The 17900-nt window shown below is 29.8% G+C and carries 19 protein-coding genes and 1 other RNA gene; 10 read left to right on the plus strand and 10 right to left on the minus strand.

Annotated elements, in window-relative coordinates:
- Positions 1 to 15: 15 nt before the first annotated feature.
- From BXY80_RS00905 to BXY80_RS00915, 3 genes are read right to left on the minus strand one after another with little or no spacing between them, the layout of a single operon-like run.
- A complete protein-coding gene (locus BXY80_RS00905; protein WP_120199338.1) occupies positions 16 to 1320 on the minus strand; it encodes an O-antigen translocase in 1305 nt (434 codons plus the stop codon).
- Positions 1321 to 2421 (minus strand): DegT/DnrJ/EryC1/StrS family aminotransferase, encoded by a 1101-nt coding sequence (locus BXY80_RS00910; RefSeq protein ID WP_120199339.1) that lies wholly within the window; start codon positions 2419 to 2421, stop codon positions 1321 to 1323.
- Positions 2418 to 3293, minus strand: a complete 876-nt coding sequence (locus BXY80_RS00915) for a GNAT family N-acetyltransferase (RefSeq protein ID WP_245977134.1) — start codon at positions 3291 to 3293, stop codon at positions 2418 to 2420. The genes BXY80_RS00910 and BXY80_RS00915 overlap by 4 nt, the downstream gene beginning before the upstream one ends.
- A gap of 472 nt (positions 3294 to 3765) precedes the next feature.
- Between BXY80_RS00915 and BXY80_RS00920 the strand changes: the two genes are divergently transcribed.
- Both BXY80_RS00920 and BXY80_RS00925 read left to right on the plus strand, forming a co-directional pair.
- Positions 3766 to 5283 (plus strand): hypothetical protein, encoded by a 1518-nt coding sequence (locus tag BXY80_RS00920; protein ID WP_120199341.1) that lies wholly within the window; start codon positions 3766 to 3768, stop codon positions 5281 to 5283.
- A 36-nt stretch (positions 5284 to 5319) separates the two neighbouring features.
- The gene (locus BXY80_RS00925) at positions 5320 to 6273 is read left to right on the plus strand and encodes a glycosyltransferase family 2 protein (protein WP_120199342.1); all 954 of its coding nucleotides are present in this window, start codon (positions 5320 to 5322) and stop codon (positions 6271 to 6273) included.
- 96 nt (positions 6274 to 6369) lie between these two features.
- Here BXY80_RS00925 and typA read toward each other — a convergent pair whose 3' ends face one another.
- Complete coding sequence (typA, locus tag BXY80_RS00930; RefSeq protein WP_120199343.1) at positions 6370 to 8169, minus strand: translational GTPase TypA; 1800 nt, start codon at positions 8167 to 8169, stop codon at positions 6370 to 6372.
- 305 nt (positions 8170 to 8474) lie between these two features.
- Here typA and BXY80_RS00935 point away from each other — a divergent pair, with 305 nt between their 5' ends.
- Positions 8475 to 8834, plus strand: a complete 360-nt coding sequence (locus BXY80_RS00935; protein WP_120199344.1) for a hypothetical protein — start codon at positions 8475 to 8477, stop codon at positions 8832 to 8834.
- Positions 8835 to 8872: 38 nt separating this feature from the next.
- Complete coding sequence (kdsA, locus tag BXY80_RS00940) at positions 8873 to 9694, plus strand: 3-deoxy-8-phosphooctulonate synthase (RefSeq protein ID WP_120199345.1); 822 nt, start codon at positions 8873 to 8875, stop codon at positions 9692 to 9694.
- Here the strand turns inward: kdsA and BXY80_RS00945 are convergent.
- Positions 9691 to 9918 carry a hypothetical protein gene (locus BXY80_RS00945; protein ID WP_120199346.1) on the minus strand — a complete coding sequence of 76 codons (228 nt, stop codon included), beginning with the start codon at positions 9916 to 9918 and terminating at the stop codon, positions 9691 to 9693. The two genes, kdsA and BXY80_RS00945, sit on opposite strands and share 4 nt — an antisense overlap.
- 11 nt (positions 9919 to 9929) lie before the next feature.
- Positions 9930 to 10067, minus strand: a complete 138-nt coding sequence (locus tag BXY80_RS13865) for a hypothetical protein (RefSeq protein ID WP_162843252.1) — start codon at positions 10065 to 10067, stop codon at positions 9930 to 9932.
- A gap of 91 nt (positions 10068 to 10158) precedes the next feature.
- Between BXY80_RS13865 and BXY80_RS00950 the strand changes: the two genes are divergently transcribed.
- The 5 genes from BXY80_RS00950 to BXY80_RS00970 all read left to right on the plus strand — a co-directional run bounded on the left by BXY80_RS00950 (position 10159) and on the right by BXY80_RS00970 (position 13917).
- Positions 10159 to 10767, plus strand: a complete 609-nt coding sequence (locus BXY80_RS00950; protein ID WP_120199347.1) for a hypothetical protein — start codon at positions 10159 to 10161, stop codon at positions 10765 to 10767.
- A gap of 259 nt (positions 10768 to 11026) precedes the next feature.
- Positions 11027 to 11320, plus strand: a complete 294-nt coding sequence (locus tag BXY80_RS00955) for a winged helix-turn-helix domain-containing protein (RefSeq protein WP_120199348.1) — start codon at positions 11027 to 11029, stop codon at positions 11318 to 11320.
- A 77-nt stretch (positions 11321 to 11397) separates the two neighbouring features.
- On the plus strand, positions 11398 to 12765 hold the full coding sequence (creD, locus tag BXY80_RS00960) for a cell envelope integrity protein CreD (RefSeq protein WP_120199349.1): 1368 nt from the start codon (positions 11398 to 11400) through the stop codon (positions 12763 to 12765).
- A gap of 160 nt (positions 12766 to 12925) precedes the next feature.
- A complete protein-coding gene (locus BXY80_RS00965; protein WP_120199350.1) occupies positions 12926 to 13300 on the plus strand; it encodes a ribosomal maturation YjgA family protein in 375 nt (124 codons plus the stop codon).
- Complete coding sequence (locus tag BXY80_RS00970; RefSeq protein WP_120199351.1) at positions 13297 to 13917, plus strand: DUF1361 domain-containing protein; 621 nt, start codon at positions 13297 to 13299, stop codon at positions 13915 to 13917. Before BXY80_RS00965 ends, BXY80_RS00970 begins: the two co-directional genes overlap by 4 nt.
- Positions 13918 to 13939: 22 nt before the next feature.
- Here the strand turns inward: BXY80_RS00970 and BXY80_RS00975 are convergent, their stop codons facing one another.
- Complete coding sequence (locus BXY80_RS00975) at positions 13940 to 15148, minus strand: NAD(P)-dependent oxidoreductase (protein WP_120199352.1); 1209 nt, start codon at positions 15146 to 15148, stop codon at positions 13940 to 13942.
- A gap of 182 nt (positions 15149 to 15330) precedes the next feature.
- Here BXY80_RS00975 and ssrA point away from each other — a divergent pair.
- Positions 15331 to 15723, plus strand: a transfer-messenger RNA (tmRNA) gene (gene ssrA / locus BXY80_RS00980).
- A gap of 89 nt (positions 15724 to 15812) precedes the next feature.
- On the opposite strand, the gene BXY80_RS00985 is transcribed toward ssrA, so the two are convergent.
- The 3 genes from BXY80_RS00985 to BXY80_RS00995 form a co-directional block, all read right to left on the minus strand.
- The gene (locus tag BXY80_RS00985) at positions 15813 to 16298 is read right to left on the minus strand and encodes a DinB family protein (protein ID WP_120199353.1); all 486 of its coding nucleotides are present in this window, start codon (positions 16296 to 16298) and stop codon (positions 15813 to 15815) included.
- 70 nt (positions 16299 to 16368) lie between these two features.
- Positions 16369 to 17034: a leucine-rich repeat domain-containing protein gene (locus BXY80_RS00990; protein ID WP_120199354.1), complete on the minus strand. Its 666-nt coding sequence runs from the start codon at positions 17032 to 17034 to the stop codon at positions 16369 to 16371.
- 49 nt (positions 17035 to 17083) lie between these two features.
- Positions 17084 to 17860 carry a sterol desaturase family protein gene (locus tag BXY80_RS00995; protein ID WP_120199355.1) on the minus strand — a complete coding sequence of 259 codons (777 nt, stop codon included), beginning with the start codon at positions 17858 to 17860 and terminating at the stop codon, positions 17084 to 17086.
- Positions 17861 to 17900 lie beyond the last annotated feature (40 nt).

The following is a 17900-nucleotide window of genomic DNA, read 5'->3' on the forward strand; positions in this document are numbered from 1 at the left end:
CAAATTAAGGCTTATTTATGCTTTATCATCTTCAGAAATAACGCCAAAAAGAGAGCTGCTAAATAATAGTAACACAATACCATAGTGCATTAAGTAACTTACAAAATGCCCCATTACAGCTCCTTTAACACCAAATGCATCTATGAGGTAAACACTAGAAAAATACATCATTATCACCAAAGATATTTCAATAATAATAAAATGAGTAAACATTTTTTTTGCTAAAAACTGATATGCAATAACAACAGACAATACTTTAACAAAATCTCCTAAGAGTTGCCAAAAAAACAGGTTTTCAACGGGTTTAAAATCTTCAGAAAAAACAAGCGTTACAATAAATGGTTTCAACAAATAAATAATTATTAGACCTAATGTAAAAATTGGTATAACCGACTTATAAAAGCTAAACACTTCGTTTCTAAAATCTTTTTTATTATCAATTTCATTAAATCTAGGTAATATATATAAGGTCATTATAGAACTAATAAACATTAGGTAATAATCAGAAATTCTATTCATCGCTTCCCAATAACCTGCATCTTTTATTCCTATAGAATCGATTATATAATTTCTAATACATATTGAAACTATGGGTATTGCTATTGCAGATACTAATGCCATTAAAGCAAAAGGTCCTAATTTTTTTAAAATTTCTGCACTAATATTAGATATTTTAATTTGGGAAACTAAGTTTTTTCTATTTACAATACCAACTAGAGTTATTAAAAAAATTAACGAAGGCGCAATTACCGCTGCAACTAATGCACCATCTATATTATCTTGGTAAATTAACAGTAATGTTACTAAAAGACCTAGTACTTGACCAATGATATTAATAATGAGCAACATTTTATAGTTAGAAAACCCATTCATGATTGAAAAACTAAAAAGGTTTAATGAATAAAATGGAAGTGCTAATGCCATTATTTTAATTACATAAGCATAATTATAGTTTGATGAAAATAAAAAATCATTAATTGTACTCGCATTATAATAGCATGTAAATGAAACTAATATTGTAAAAAAGAAACCAATATAATAAGCTGTAGATAATGTTTTACTAAGCTTAACGGCATCATCTTTATATTGTGCAATGGTTTTAACAACACCATTATAAATGCCTAAAATAGAAAACGACTGTATTGCGCTTAAAAAATTTCTTAGGTTGCCAATAAGCGCCATCCCTTCTACTCCAATAAATATTGCAATGGCCTTAGAGGTTAAAATACCTGCAAAAATCTTAGTGATTATTGTTGCAGTATTTAAATGTGCGACTTTAAATAACACATTATTATTAATATACTTAAGTAGGTTTTTCAATTAATAATTATTTAAAACATTAATTACTTTTTTTACTTCTTCATTAGTCATTACTGGACTTATAGGAATGCTTATTATCGACTCATGTATCGCTTCAGTAACTGGAAAAGATAAATGGCTATACACTTTAAGTGCCTCTTGTTTATGTGGTGCTATTGGATAATGAATTAGATGGCCTATTTTATTTTCATCTAAATACGACATAAATTTTTTTCTATCATCAATCCGTATTACAAATACGTGAAACACATGGCTTTTAGACTGATTATAGTAAGGCAGTTTTATTTTACTATTTACGATTTCATTACAATACCGTTTTGCTATATCTTGTCTTCTTTCATTATCAGCATCTAACCGTTTAAGTTTTATATTTAAAAAAAGTGCTTGGAGTTCATCTAATCTACTATTATAACCTATTAATTGGTTGACATATTTTTGTAAACTTCCATAATTGTGTAATAAACTAACACATTTAGCTAACTCACTATCATTAGTTGTGACTGCTCCACCATCTCCTAAAGCGCCTAAGTTTTTTGAAGGATAAAAACTAAAGGCAGCAGCGTCTGATAGATTTCCTGCTTTTATAGAATTATCATTTTCTGCTCCATGAGCTTGTGCTGCATCTTCTATAACCAATAGATTATGTGTTTTTGCTATTTTACTGATAGCTTTCATATCTGCCAATTGCCCATAGAGATGAACAACTAAAATAGCTTTTACTTTAGAAGTGATATGCTTTTCAATTTCAGTCGCTGAAATATTATAAGTATCTTCATTTGGCTCAACCAAAACAGGTTTTAACCCAGCATTAATAATTGATAAAATACTGGCTATATAAGTATTTGCAGGAACTATAACTTTATCTCCATCATGTAACTTCTTTTGTTGAATAAATGCTTTAAAAATTAGTGTAAGCGCATCTAAACCATTAGCTGTACCTATACAATACTTTGTACCACAATATGAGGCAAAATTAGTTTCAAACGCTTTAACTTGATTTCCTAAAATATAATAGCCAGAGTCTAAAAACGTATTAAATCCTTTTGAAAAATCGTCTTCAAAACGTGCATTAATTTTATGTAAATCAAGAAACTTAATCATACTAAAACATCATTTAAAAGATTATAGTTTTCCGTTTTAATAGTATAAAAATCATGAGCGATAGCTCTTGCACCAAAACTTTCTTTCCAAGATAAAAGTCCTTTATTTATTTGTTGTCCTTGGTTTTCATTAGAAATCCCAAAATCAAAATAGCGTTTATGCTTAAACACCTCTTGAATTAAGTAATTAAAAATAGCATCTAATCCTCCTAAATTGTTTTTACTACTAAGCGTAGAGATGTATTGCGAATGCGCAACCATTTTTGTCTCAAAAATTGTAACTCCAGCAATGATTTTGTTATTATAATAAGCATTAAACTGCCTTATCTGGTTTGGAAAACTTTGCTTTAAAAGTACTATCTCTTTTAATGAATGCGTTGGTAACACATTGTGTTTTTCTTTAAGATTTGGAATTAAAATTTTATTCCAAAATGATTCCATTTCATTAACTTCTCTAACCTCAATATTATTTGCCTGAGCTTTTTTTAAACTTCGCTTTCTATTAGAAGACTTTATTTCTAATTTATTAAAATTGTCTATTGATGTAGATATATCTCTTCGGTATAAATTAGCATTGAGTTTAAATAATAGATATTCTATTTCATCGTTAGGTAGATGAAGGTAAACTTTTGGAAGCACTTTTAACTTTACATATTCTACTAATTCATCACTTAAGTAATTAAGAGTTGCTTTAAACAAATTTAAAACATCTTCAAACTTAGTTTCTTTTAAGGTTATTAAACCTCCATAGGTTAAACCTTGATGAGAGTGTAAAGTATTACCAACTTTATTTGCAGGCAAAAGTGCTATAAGCTTGTCTTCTTTATAAATCATTAACGAAAAATCTTCAAAACGTTCTTGATGATAATCCATATAATCTCTATGAAATAAAAACGTAGCATTTTTAGCTTTTGAGACAAAGATATCCCAAACTTGCTTATCATTTAGGTGGTATTTTTTTATTAAAAAGATAGACTTATTTTTTCTTTAATATTTAAACAATCTAATTTAACTATAAATTGGGGTTGCGTTAATAATTATCATATTTACTTTTGTAAGCTGTTCTAAGCTTATTAAATCAACCAAAAATAGTTTTAATTTTTTTATTTAATTAAAAAATAAACTATTAATAGCTTTTACTACCTTATTAATAATTGTATTTATTATTCTTTTAAACATTAAATATCATGTTAGGTTACTATGGTTAATAGATTCAATCTGAAAAATCTTTTTGATTTAACCCTACTTATTATTCTATATTAGCAAAAAAATCATTCTAGTGTTATCAAGCGAAATTTATAATAAGCTCTTTAAGTACCTTTTTTTTATTATACTTATTTTTTATATGCTTGTGTATGGACCTTATGGTATTGAAGAAGGAGATATGGGCTCTATATTTGGAATATCATGGAGTATGTATAATGGCTATTTTCCGCATAGAGATTTTGTATATATAAAGCCTGCTTTTTCTCCTTTTTTCCATTCACTTCCACTTTATATTACAGAGAATTATGCGTACTTAATCAATCGATATTTATATTTTGCACAAGTTTTTAGCTATTCTTACTTGGCTAGTGTAATTGCTTTTAAATTTTTACAACTGCCAAAAAAACATATTTACTTTATTGCAATTATTGGTGCTTTAGTGTCTATTCATAATTATCCGCCAATGCCTTGGAACACTATTGATGGGCTTTTTTTTAGTATCATAGGGCTATATTTTATTACTATTAACTCTAAAAAATGGTGGCTAATTATACTCGGAACTTTTTTTCTGTTTTTAGGAGCTTTATGTAAGCAGTCTTTTTATTTTTTTCCTCCGCTTGTTGGTTTATTCTTAGTTTACAGAAAGGAGTTAAGAGCTTTTTTAATACTAACCATTAGCGGACTATTATTCTCTTCTTTTTATTTATTATTGTTTTGGTGGCAAAATGCTTTACAACAATTCATTGAACAGATGTTTAGCTTTACATCTGGCTCTAGCTTACTAGATACTGGTATAAAATCATATTATTTAGCAATAAAGTTTCATGCTTTTTATATCGTTTTTGGAATTATAGGCTTTTGGATAACAAAGAAATATACATCTAAGCATCTAACCTTTTTATCGGTAAATATTTTTATCGTTTTAGTATTTGTTTGGCTATACTATAAACACCAAAGCCTATACTATTCAGCTAAATATGGTATTATCCACATTTTATGGGCATTGGGCTTATTATATGCTCTAATAAAAAGTATATACCATAAAAAATATACTATTTTAATTATACTTTTTTCGTTGTCTTGGTGTGCTTCTATAAGTAATGGATATAATACCCCTATTGATTTTTCTACACCAACAATTTTAGTAGTAGCATTAATTTGTTTTGGAAAAGTTTTTACAATAAAAAAATGGCACGCTATTATAGTTACAGTCCTTTATCTAAGTACTTTCTATTATGGGTATCAAATTCCATATAGAGAACAACACAGAAGTGAGCTAAACTATCCTTTAGGGAATCTATTTCCTCGTTTAAAAACCATTTATACAAATAAAAAAACGTATCATAAATTTAAAGAGTTAAAAAACCTATCTAGTAAGTATGATAACTTTACCATATTACCATCTATGACTTTAGGTCATTATATAACAAACACTACAAATCCAATAGGAGTTGATTGGGCCTTTAATCATCATCTAGCAAACAAACTTGAGGACTACAAAAAAATGCTAAGTGATAAGAATGTAGTTGTTTTTATTGAAAATTTCGAAAACCATCGAGATAATTACGAAGATAGTTCATTACTAACAGTATATGTAACCTCTCATTGGAAACTTATAGAAAAGCACAAACACTTTAGAGTTTATCAAAAACCATAATCAAAAAAATGGTAGATTTGTAATACAATTGTACATATGAAATTTCAAGGTGATTTGCTCTCTTTAGTCATTCCTCTTCTTAATGAGGAAGGCAATATAAAACAACTATTAAAAAATATTGATAAAGCTTTAAAAGACTTTAAACATGAAATTATTCTTGTTGATGATTTTTCTACAGATAAAACTGTCAATGAAATAAAAAAAATAAGTCACCCAAAAGTAAAACTTATTGAGCTACGTAAAAATTATGGACAAAGTTTAGCTTTGGCAGCTGGGTTTGATAAAGCTAAAGGAGATTTTATTATCACACTAGATGGTGACCTACAAAATGACCCAAAGGACATATTACCAATGCTTCAAAAACTACAATCTGAAAATTGGGATGTAGTTGTTGGGATTCGTAACAAAAGAAAAGACAATTTCATAAAAAAACTACCTTCTAAAATTGCTAACTTTTTAATTAGAAAAGCTACTAAACTTCATATTAAAGACCATGGTTGTGCATTAAAAGTATTTAAAAAAGATATTGCAAAAGAGTTAAATCTCTATGGTGAAATGCATCGTTTTATCAGTTTACTTGCTTACCTTAATGGTGCTCGTGTTGGTGAAACGAATGTTAACCATCACCCTAGAGTTAATGGGAAATCAAAATATGGTTTAGGAAGAACCTTTAAAGTATTTAATGATATTCTACTTATTTTATTTCAGCGTAACTACCTTCAAAAGCCATTATATTTATTAGGAAACTTAGGTATTTTCTTTTTTATTTTTGGAGCAATTATTAATGCTTATTTATTAATAGAAAAAATATTAGGAAATGACATTGGAGACAGACCCTTATTAATCTTAGGCGTATTACTTCTACTTGTTGGCATTCAGTTATTTACAACAGGAATTGCTATAGATTTACAAATGCGTACTTATTACGAAACTCAAAACACAAGACCTTATAAGGTTAGAGAAATCACTAATTTTAAAAGCAACGAATAATTTTTAATTTCATTCACTTCTAAAATTTAAATTAAAGCAAAAGAGAATGCTAAAAAACATCCTCTTTTAAATATTATTAGTTGCAAAAAATTAAATCTAAATAATTTTATTTCGTTTACGTTCTACTTCTGTTAAGTATATTTTTCTTAAGCGTAAATGATTAGGCGTTACTTCTACATATTCGTCTTTTTGAATATATTCTAAAGCTTCTTCTAACGAGAACTTAATTGCTGGCACAATCTTAGCTTTATCATCTGCTCCAGAACTACGTACGTTACTCAACTTTTTCGTTTTAGTTACATTTACTGCCATATCATCACCACGAGAATTCTCACCAATGACTTGACCTTCGTAAATATCTTCACCTGGATCTACAAAAAACTTACCTCTATCTTGTAATTTATCAATTGAATAAGGAATTGCTTGACCTTTTTCCATGGATACTAAAGAGCCATTTTGACGTTCAGGAATTCCACCTTTTAATGGTTGGTATTCTTTAAAACGGTGAGCCATAATAGCTTCACCAGCTGTTGCTGTTAATAATTGGTTACGTAAACCTATAATGCCTCTTGAAGGCACGATAAATTCACATACCATACGTTCTCCTTTAGCTTCCATGCTTAACATTTCACCTTTACGCATGGTTACCATTTCAATTGCTTTACCAGAAACTGTTTCTGGCAAATCGATAGTCATTTCTTCAACTGGCTCACATTTAACACCATCAATTTCTTTAATGATAACTTGTGGTTGACCAATTTGTAGCTCATAACCTTCACGACGCATAGTTTCTATTAAAACCGATAAGTGTAATACACCACGCCCGAAAACCATAAATTTATCTGCACTATCTGTTTCTTCAACACGTAAAGCTAAATTCTTTTCAAGTTCCTTAGTTAATCTATCTTTAATATGACGAGACGTTACAAACTTTCCATCTTTACCAAAGAAAGGTGAATCGTTAATCGTAAATAACATGCTCATTGTTGGCTCATCAATAGCAATAGTTTTTAAACCTTCTGGGTTTTCAAAATCTGCAACTGTATCTCCAATTTCAAATCCTTCAAGTCCAACAATAGCACAAATATCTCCAGTTTGTACTTCTTCAACTTTTAAACGACCTAAGCCTTCAAAAGTATGCAACTCTTTAATTTTATTTTTAACAATAGAACCATCTCTTTTTACTAAAGAAATTTGTTGTCCCACTTTTAAATTCCCTCTTGTTAAACGCCCAATCGCAATACGACCAGTAAATGAAGAAAAATCTAAAGATGTAATTAGCATTTGTGTATTCCCTTCTGGAATTTCTGGTGAAGGAATATGCTCAATAACCATATCTAATAATGGCTCAATATTTTCTGTTTCATTCTGCCAATCATCACTCATCCAGTTATTTTTAGCTGAACCATAAACTGTAGGGAAATCTAACTGCCATTCTTCTGCACCCAACTCAAACATTAAGTCAAACACTTTTTCATGTACTTCGTCTGGCGTACAATTTTCTTTATCAACTTTGTTTACAACCACACAAGGTTTTAAACCTAAATCAATTGCTTTTTGTAACACAAAACGCGTTTGCGGCATAGGACCTTCAAAAGCATCTACTAACAAAAGCACACCATCTGCCATGTTAAGAACACGCTCTACTTCACCGCCAAAATCGGCGTGACCAGGTGTATCAATAATATTAATTTTAGTGTCTTTATAAATTACTGATACATTTTTTGAGGTAATTGTAATTCCTCTTTCACGCTCTAAATCATTGTTATCAAGAATTAAATCTCCTGTGTTTTCGTTTTCACGAAATAACTGACAATGGTACATGATTTTATCAACCAACGTTGTTTTACCATGATCGACGTGTGCAATAATTGCAATGTTTTTAATATTAGCCATAATGAATGCTCCTTATTTTAAGCGTGCAAAGATACGCTAAATTCCTCTGTAAAAAGTAATCTTGCAAAATAATTTTAAATCCTTGAAACTATTAGAGTTACATAGCAATTGAAAGAGATTAAAATACTCATACATTTTTAAAACATGTGCTTTTAAGTTTTAGTTAATTATATGTTATAGTTTAATAAAAATGTAATTTATGGTAGTATCTTTCGTTTAAGAAATGATTAATAGTAAATAGCCATTTTTGACCAGCCATTTTTAACAGGCGATTTACATCTGATAACCCTTTAAAAACTTAACAGATGAAAATGATTAGTAAGTATTCAAAATTTATCCCTTATCTCTATTTTATTGCAATTATAGCTTATTGGTTCACTATTGTAAATAAAAGCGAAGGAATTTCTGCATATCCAATTTTACTCTTTGCAATTCCTTTTTTATGGCAAGTCATTAAGCCCAATCGAAAATTAAATTTCACATTAGGCATTACATTTGTATGCTTGTCATCTTACTTAATATTAGCGTATTTATTTGACGCATTTAATATTGTAACTTTAACTAATTCTGCTAAACAGTTTATAATTTATGGTGGCTTTTTTGTTATGGCAAACTTTATTATGGCCTTATGGATTATAAGAAATAGTCTTAAAAGAAGCTTTTAATGCTTATCTTTGCAGCTTAAATTTGAAACTTTAAGCAAATGAATCTTAATAACATTCCAAATATAAAGCATACTAATTCTGATAACTTTTTTCTTTTAGCAGGTCCATGTGCCATTGAAGGCGAAGCTATGGCAATGCGAATAGCCGAAAAAGTTATAACTATTACAGATAAGTTAGAAATTCCTTATGTTTTTAAAGGAAGTTTCAAGAAAGCAAATAGAAGTAGAATTGATAGCTTTACTGGTATTGGAGATGAAAAAGCGCTAAAGATTCTTAAAAAAGTATCTGAAACTTTTAGTGTCCCAACGGTAACAGATATTCATGAAGTGTCTGATGCGCATCTTGCTTCTCAATATGTTGATGTTTTACAAATACCAGCGTTTTTAGTTAGGCAAACAGATTTAGTTGTTGCTGCCGCAAAAACCGGAAAAGTTGTCAATCTTAAAAAAGGACAATTTATGAGTCCTGAAGCTATGAAACATGCCGTACAAAAAGTAAAAGATGCTGGAAATGAAAATGCATGGATTACAGACAGAGGTACCATGTTTGGTTATCAAGATATGATTGTAGACTTTAGAGGTATACCAACTATGCGTAGTTATGCACCAACAGTTTTAGATGTAACGCATTCATTACAACAGCCAAATCAAAGTATTGGTGTAACTGGCGGAAGACCAGATATGATTGAAACTATTGCTAGAGCTGGTGTTGTAAATAACGTAGATGGTTTATTTATAGAAACCCATTTTGATCCTGCAAATGCAAAAAGCGATGGTGCAAATATGTTACACTTAGATAACCTTGAATCACTTCTAGCCAATTTAGTAGCTATTAGAAAAACGATAAATAGTCTTAACTAAATAAACCAAGCCTTTTTACTGTTATTAATATTGGTTTTAGCATCTTTAAGAAGTTTTACAAACTCTAATTCATCAAAATCCTCTAATGATTTTACCTGAATGGAACGTACTTGTTTACGGTTATTATAGTCTGTAAGTATAGGATATTTCTCTTCTAAAAGTATACCTTGTACAAAAGCAACATCAACAAAACTTGTCCCTTTTAATACATTTAAATACAACATAGGTTTCTTACCTATATTGTAAAACGGAATTCTGTAACTATACGTTCATTAACATCTGGCAATGTTTTTAATATTACAGCACGTACATACAACATGATAGATTGATAGGGTTCTTCTTGACTAAAAAAGTAATTATCTATAGGATTCAATATGCTAGTTATTTAGACTTTAAATTTATGAAACTTTTAACTTGTGCATTAAAATTATTTATTAACTTTGAATTTCAAAGTACTTTTTATTATGAGCTCAGAAGATTATTTAAAAGACATTAGCGAGATTAAAAACTTAATGAATAAGTCATCTCGTTTTATATCCTTAAGCGGTTTATCCGGGATTTTAGCAGGCGTATATGCATTAATTGGAGCCACTGTTGCTTATTGGTTAGTTATAAATCAAAGCTACGGAAAATTACTTTTAGATGGTTGGGTTTTTAAAACATGTTTAGTCATTCTAGCTTTAGTTGCACTTTTAAGTGTTGCAACTGCAATTTTTTTAACAACAAGAAAGGCTAAGAAAAACAGTGAAAAAGTGTGGGATAATTCTTCTAAGCGATTAATCTTAAATTTTATTATTCCTTTAATAACTGGAGGTATTTATATCTTAATTATTCTTGGTCAACAAAAATATGGACAAACAGGTGCTTTAATGCTTATTTTTTATGGTTTAGCATTAGTAAATGCTTCAAAGTATAGTATTGGAGATATTAGATATTTAGGATTTATACAACTAGTTTTGGGTTTAATTTGTGCTTGGTTTCCAGGATATGGCTTTTGGCTTTGGGTATTAGGCTTTGGAATAATGCATATTATTTACGGTACAATAATGTACTATAAATATGATAAAAAATAATAAACATCAGTAATCTAACCAAGTGAGGCATAAAATGAAAAAATATTTTGGATACATACTAATTTTACTATCCATATACTTTGCATTTTTTAGAGGTAAAAGACAAGGTAAATTAGATTGTATTGACTTTAATGTTTTATCAATTGTTGATAACGCAATAACAATTATAGTTTGCCTCTCATTAATGATAGTTGGTAGTATTCTAATAAAAAGAAAGTTTAATTCAATAAAAAAGATTCCTACTTAGGTAAGGAGTGAAATGAGTATAATTACTAACATAAATAAACTTTTTGACCACAGAATTAGATTAGGCATTATGTCTATCTTAATGGTAAATGAGTATGCAGATTTTAATATGCTTAAAGAACTATTAGGAGCAACTGACGGCAATTTAGCAAGCCATACTAAAGCATTAGAAAATGCAGAATATATTAAAGTGGAAAAACAATTTATAGGCAGAAAACCTAATACACGTTATAGCACTACAAAATTAGGCAGAGCTGCTTTTAAAAAACATATAGATGCATTAGAAAAATTAATTAAAAAACAATAACATTTCGACGACGCTCAATGCAAGTCATTTTTTTTATCACTTTACTTTGAAATTCAAAGTACTTTAAATCAAACATTATGGAACAACAGCAAAAACAAAACACAAACAAATTTGGTAATTGGGTTAAAACATCAATTACCGCAAGAATGCTTATGGTAGGAACTCTCGTTATGATATTACTTCTACCACTATCCTATATAAGCAGTCTCATAAACGAGCGCTCTTTCAGGCAACAAGACGTTGTAAATGAAATTAACGGCAAATGGGGAAACAATGTCTTAGTGTATGGCCCAATTTTAAAGTTGCCATATAAAACATATACCGAAACAACAATCTATAACAAAGAGACTAAAACCTATGCTACAGAAACAGAAACTAAAATTAAATATGCATATATATTTCCAGAGAATTTAGACACTCAAATAACAGCAGATTCAAAAACCTTAAAACGGGGCAACTTTGAGTCTGCAGTATATACATCTTCAATGAATTTCACTGGTAATTATATAAAACCTCAACTAGCATCAAAAGATATAAAAGACGAAGATATAATTTGGGACAAAGCAAGTATAATCATAAAAACTTCTAATTTAAAGGGTATAAAAAATGAAATGTTTATCAATTTAAATAACTCTAAATATACTTTCGAAACCAATTTTAATAATACTCAAAACACGTATTTAAATGAGTTAGAATCATCATTCATTAAAAAAGAAGACGCTCCAATAGATGTTTCAAAATCATTTAACTTTAGCATGACGTTTAATGGCAGTAAGCTCATTCAAATAATTCCTATCGGAAAAACAACAACCATGTCTATGGCTTCAAATTGGCCAGACCCAAGCTTTATTGGAAGTTTTTTGCCTGACGACGAAACTAAAGAAATCACCAAAGATGGTTTTAAAGCTAACTGGAAAGTATTACATATAAACAGAGCTTTTTCACAACAACACCTCAACGCTATTCCTAATCTGTCGCAATTTGCTTTCGGAACAAAATTTGTTGTCATGGTCGACGAATTTCAAAAAAGTGAACGCTCAGCAAAATATGGTTTTCTAGTTATAGGTCTTACGTTTTTAATCTTCTTCTTAATACAAACCATGAGCAAGATTAACATTCATCCGTTTCAGTATTTAATGATTGGTTTAGCTTTAGTGATGTTTTACACATTACTTGTTTCTATATCAGAACACAGTAACTTTTTAAAGGCCTATTTAGTAGCAGGTATTTCTGTTGTTTTACTTATAACCTTATACTCCAAATCCATACTTAAAAACATAAAATTCCCACTATTTATTGGCGTATCACTTACTGCGCTTTACACGTTTATTTATGTAATTATTCAGTTAGAAAATTATGCCCTTTTAGTTGGCAGTATCGGTCTATTTCTCATTTTAGCAATCGTCATGTTTGTATCTAGAAAAATTGATTGGCACAATGGGTAAGTTTAGCTAGTTGTGTTTGGGCGTTTCCTCGACACTTGCAAAAAGCAAGGTTGAGGTCGCGCTTTCACTACTCGCTTTTTTTTGTAAAAAAGAGCTCAAACAATTAGCCTGCTTAAACGCAGTCAAAACGTTCAATCACTAACGCGAAAATTGGAAAACAATGAAACTTACATTCAATAAAACATATTTCTTATTTTTTACAATTCTATTTCTAATAGAAACTCTAATTGCACTTTTTATAAAAGATGGTTTTATACGGCATACTTTTGGAGATTATCTGGTTGTTATTATGCTCTACTGCTTTTTTAAAACAATCTTAAAAACAAAACCAATATATATAGCAATAGTAGTTTTACTAACTGCTTTTACAATAGAGTTTTTACAGCTCACAAATTTATTAGAACTATTACACCTTGAGAACAGTACAACAGCTAAACTAATTTTAGGTAACACATTTCATATAAGCGATTATATTGCTTATTCACTTGGCATCATTACGGTTTTAATTATAGATTATAAAAACAAACAATTATGAACACTATAAAAACATACATTTTTAATCACTTTAAAGTCCTTTTTATACTATCTATCTCAATGATTGCTAGTTTGTTATTATTAATGATACGTTTAAAGATTACGTTATCATTTTTTTACCTGTTTCTGGTATGGAATTTATTTTTAGCACTAATCCCTTATGTTATATCAACATATCTAAAAACTAAAACCAATGTAAACAAATATGCTATGTTGTTTTGGTTAAGTATATGGTTATTATTTTTACCAAATGCACCCTATTTAGTGACCGACTTAATTCATTTAAGATTAAGTCCTCTTTCAATAATTTGGTATGATTGTATTATGATATCCACATTTGCAATAAGTGGTTTACTCCTATTTTACTTTTCAATTATAGATATACAAACTGTTTTAAAACCTTATCTATCATTAAAGAAGCTAAAAGCCATTAACTTTTGCATTCTATTTTTATCAAGCTTTGGTGTATACTTAGGCAGAGTTTTACGATACAATTCATGGGAATTGTTAGAACGTCCACAAAAACTATTTACAGATATATTTAATATAATAACACAACCAACTGAACATGCTGGAGCTTGGATATTTACTATTGGGTTTGGAGTGTTTTTATTTTAGGTTTTTGGCTTGTTAAACAGATTTATTCTAACCCATCAACATAATCCTGAAGGTATGTGTAGCGCTCTGTTAATTGACCTTTTTCATTTGTCATTCTAGCACGTTTTAAAATACCACGCTCATCGTTATTAAAAAATGACGGAATAACATGCTCTAAAAACATATCACCAAAGCCTTCGCTTGCATCTTTAGGTAATTCGCAAGGTAAATTATCTACAGCCATAACGGTAATAGCTCCATTTGCATTAAATGCAACTTCTTTTTCTGTATTTGCATCATAACCATAAAACGGATCTGCAATCGTTGAAGGTCTAATAGTAGTTGCTACTGGACCATCAATATCACAACTCACATCTGCTACTAAATTAATTCTAAAATCTTTATGCTTGGCATCTTCGCGCGTAAATAAATAAGGCGCGCCATCTCCATAAAAATGTCCTGCTATAAAATAATCGGTTTTTTTAGCGTAAGGCATAAAATTACTTTCATAACCTGTTGGGTCTTTATAAAATTCTTGTTTACGTCCTACTTTTCCATCTATACGTCTATTGTATTCCATGACATCAGACATACAGTAAACCGGTTCTGTAAACTCAGAAGTTAAATATAAAGCATCACTAATTTGTTTAATCTCTAAGTGATCTAAAATTTCTTTTGCGCCTTGAGCAACTTTTCCTGTTCCTGTTAGTAATATTTTAATATTTGGAAGCGTGATTTTATCTAACTCTGCTTTTACTTCATCTAAATCTGCCAGTGTTTCTACTTTAGGTAAACTAAACAATCCATCTCTTAAGCCTAATGCTCTAAACCCATTGTATGCGCCTACTAATCCCGCATAACGTCCAAAACCTATAAGTCGTGCTCCACTTTGTTTTACAATAGTTTCGTGGTCATACATTTCAATATTCTTATTGAGCATTGCAACTAGTAACTTTCTATTATAGGGCTGCTTTTTTATAGTATGCGAAAAATAGAAGTATTTTTTATTAGGAATTAAATTGGCAATTGGCACTTCTTTTACACCAATCATAACATCACAATCACTTACATCGTCTGTGACTTTAAATCCGAGTGATTTATAGGCGTCATCAGAAAAAACACGTATATCACTAGACTCAACAACAAACTCTGCTTGAGGAAATTGTGCTCTAGCTTCGGCTAATTTTTCTGGTGAAAATACAACACGTCTGTCTGGTGGATTTTTACGTTCTTTTATGATAGCAAATTTCATAGTAACTATTTGGTATAAATTTTGCACGAAAATACTAGTAAATGTAGGGTTATACAAACTTTTTGATAACTTTGCAGACTGCGTTAAGGATGGAGCAATCTGTTTAAGCTCTTTTTATTTTTATAAAAAAGCGAGTTGCGAGAGCCTGACCTGAAAGGGAACGCCCAAATTATCATTTTAATGGGGTCGACTGGTTTTGACAGCGAGATTAATGAAATGGTAAGCACGTCGTGTAATGGCATTGAAACACGTTAAAGGCTAGACCAAATTTTAAACGGCGAGAATAACTACGCTTTAGCTGCATAATCTGAATTATAGTAAGATTGGCCTAGGCTCACGAGGTGAGCAAGCTTTATGTCTCCAGAAAGCCTTGGTTAATGGCGTTCTATTTTGAGGCATCGTAAAAATTGACTAAGATGGTGCAGTGCTTTGATGCACTTTCGAGATTAAGAAGCTAAGTTATAGGTAGCGTGTTTTTAAGCGGCCTATAATCGAAAACCATGAAAAAACTAAGCGTGTAGAAAGCCCTTTGGTTACTTGTTTGGACGAGAGTTCGATTCTCTCCGACTCCACTCGAGAGGACAATTTTCAACAAAGTTGAAATTGTCCTCTTTTTTATTACTTAAATTTTTGTTTTTTGTCTTACGGAAAACTTATTTATCTTTCAAGTATTACTTTTTAATTGAGCAAAGAGTAACCCTATTTGTCCTGAATGATAAATGTCATGATGTATAATTCCTATCAATAAACTTTCAAAAGAATACGATTCGCCAGGCACTATGTTTTCAAGCTGATTATTTATCATTTGGTCTTCTAAAATCTTAATTATTTCTGCTTGAGTAAAAATTAATTTATTTAATAGTTTGGTCCATTCTAACTCACTTTCTATTTTAATTTCACTCCAATCGCAATTAGAATTAATTATAATTGCATAAGACTCATTTCTTTTTAGCTTTTCTATGACAAAAACTCTCCAGTTAATTAGATGTTGAATAATCATTGCTATTGACTTACTAGAATCGGTTACAACTATATTAGCATCTTGATAGTTAATTTTATTTAACTTATGGATTAATGAATCTCCAAACCAAGGCTTTCCTTTAAAGGATTCTTTTAATTTTAAAACAAGTTTTTGAATTTTATTTACCATAATAAAGTATCAATTTTTATTTAAGATTCATCGTTATTTTTTATTGACAATAGAATGAGGTTATAATGAGTTAGTCATTTCCATATGAAAGTTCTTTCAATGCAATATTATTACTTGTATCTACAGAGAAGAGTTGATTGTTTTCACAATAAAGCTGAATTAAAGCCACATTCTCACTTATATCTAAATTGGTAAATTGATTGTTAAACACATACATATACTTAAGACCAACATTGTAATCTAAATCTAGATGAGATATTTGATTAAGACTTATATCTAGATACACCAATGCTTTATTATGACTTATGTCTAAATCTGTAATTTGATTATCCGCAGCATCTAGGTAAATTAGATGTTTTAAGTTAGTGACATTCAAATCGAATAATTGATTGTTTCCACAAATAAGCGTCTCTAAGAGTAAGTTATTAGTTATGTCTAAATTCATTATATTATTATAACTACAGACCAATGTTTTTAGACCAACAAAAGCTTCAATGCCTTGCATGTTTGTAATGCTTTTATCCTGAATAACTAATTCGGTTACTGCTTCGGCATCTCTTATTAGTATGGTTCCGCTTAAGCCATTGGTATCAACTCCATAGTCTATAAGAGCTTGCTCAAAATTTATGTCTGGAATTTTAATTTCGGTGATTTCTATTGTTTTTTCTATATTATTATTTTTACTACATGATGAAAAAATTAGTACTGTGAGTATTAGCTTTAATATGATCTTCATTATTTCTGATTTTTTTGTGATTGATGAATAATTACACTTTTATGTAGATTTATTTTGATTTTTTTGAAACATCTCTAAATAAGAACATGTCTTTAAGTCTGCTCGATGCTCCATCATAGAACCCTGTTTCTTTTTGATAGTGTTTTGGGTTTTCGAATGTGCCAAATACCATATCGATTAAAGGCAAATCTGCGTAATTGTTTCTATGGATTCCTTTACCATGATGAATTGAATGACTTTCTGGACGCTGAACAATATATCCTATCCAACGTGGTGTTTTTATGTTGGCATGCTGAAAAAATGCCAAGAAGTTCACTACAAAAAGTAAAATGGTAACTGATTGTGGTGGTAAGCCAATGAGAAGCGCAAAACTAACGCTACCTACAAGCGTAAAGCCAATCATGTCTAAAGGGCTATGAAACAGTGAACCATACGCATCTAATCGTTCTGCGCTATGGTGTACTTGATGAAAAGTTCTCCATAAAAAATCATATTTATGCATGGTAATGTGATATGCATAAATGACAAGTTCATAAACAATTAGTCCAATTAACGAGCTTGTTAAAACACCTAATTGACTTAGATCAAACACTTGAAATTTTAGTAAATACGGATCGATAAAAATTGGCAAATAAGACGCAATAAAGAAGAACGCGAAGAAAAAGACTAAGCCTTTAATTCTCCAAAATTTAACTTTAGGAAGTTGTCTTGCGGGAAAAAGTTCTTCCCATAAAATTAAAATAACATATGATACTAAAACGCACAATGATAAAGGGTCGAGTAATAACTCTAACGGTGTTGGTAATTCTGATAAAATAGATTGCATAACTTTTTGTTTTTTAATTGAATAGCAAAACTAGATGCAA

Origin of the sequence: Ichthyenterobacterium magnum (assembly GCF_003610635.1) — a bacterium.
GTDB classification, from domain to species: domain Bacteria; phylum Bacteroidota; class Bacteroidia; order Flavobacteriales; family Flavobacteriaceae; genus Ichthyenterobacterium; species Ichthyenterobacterium magnum.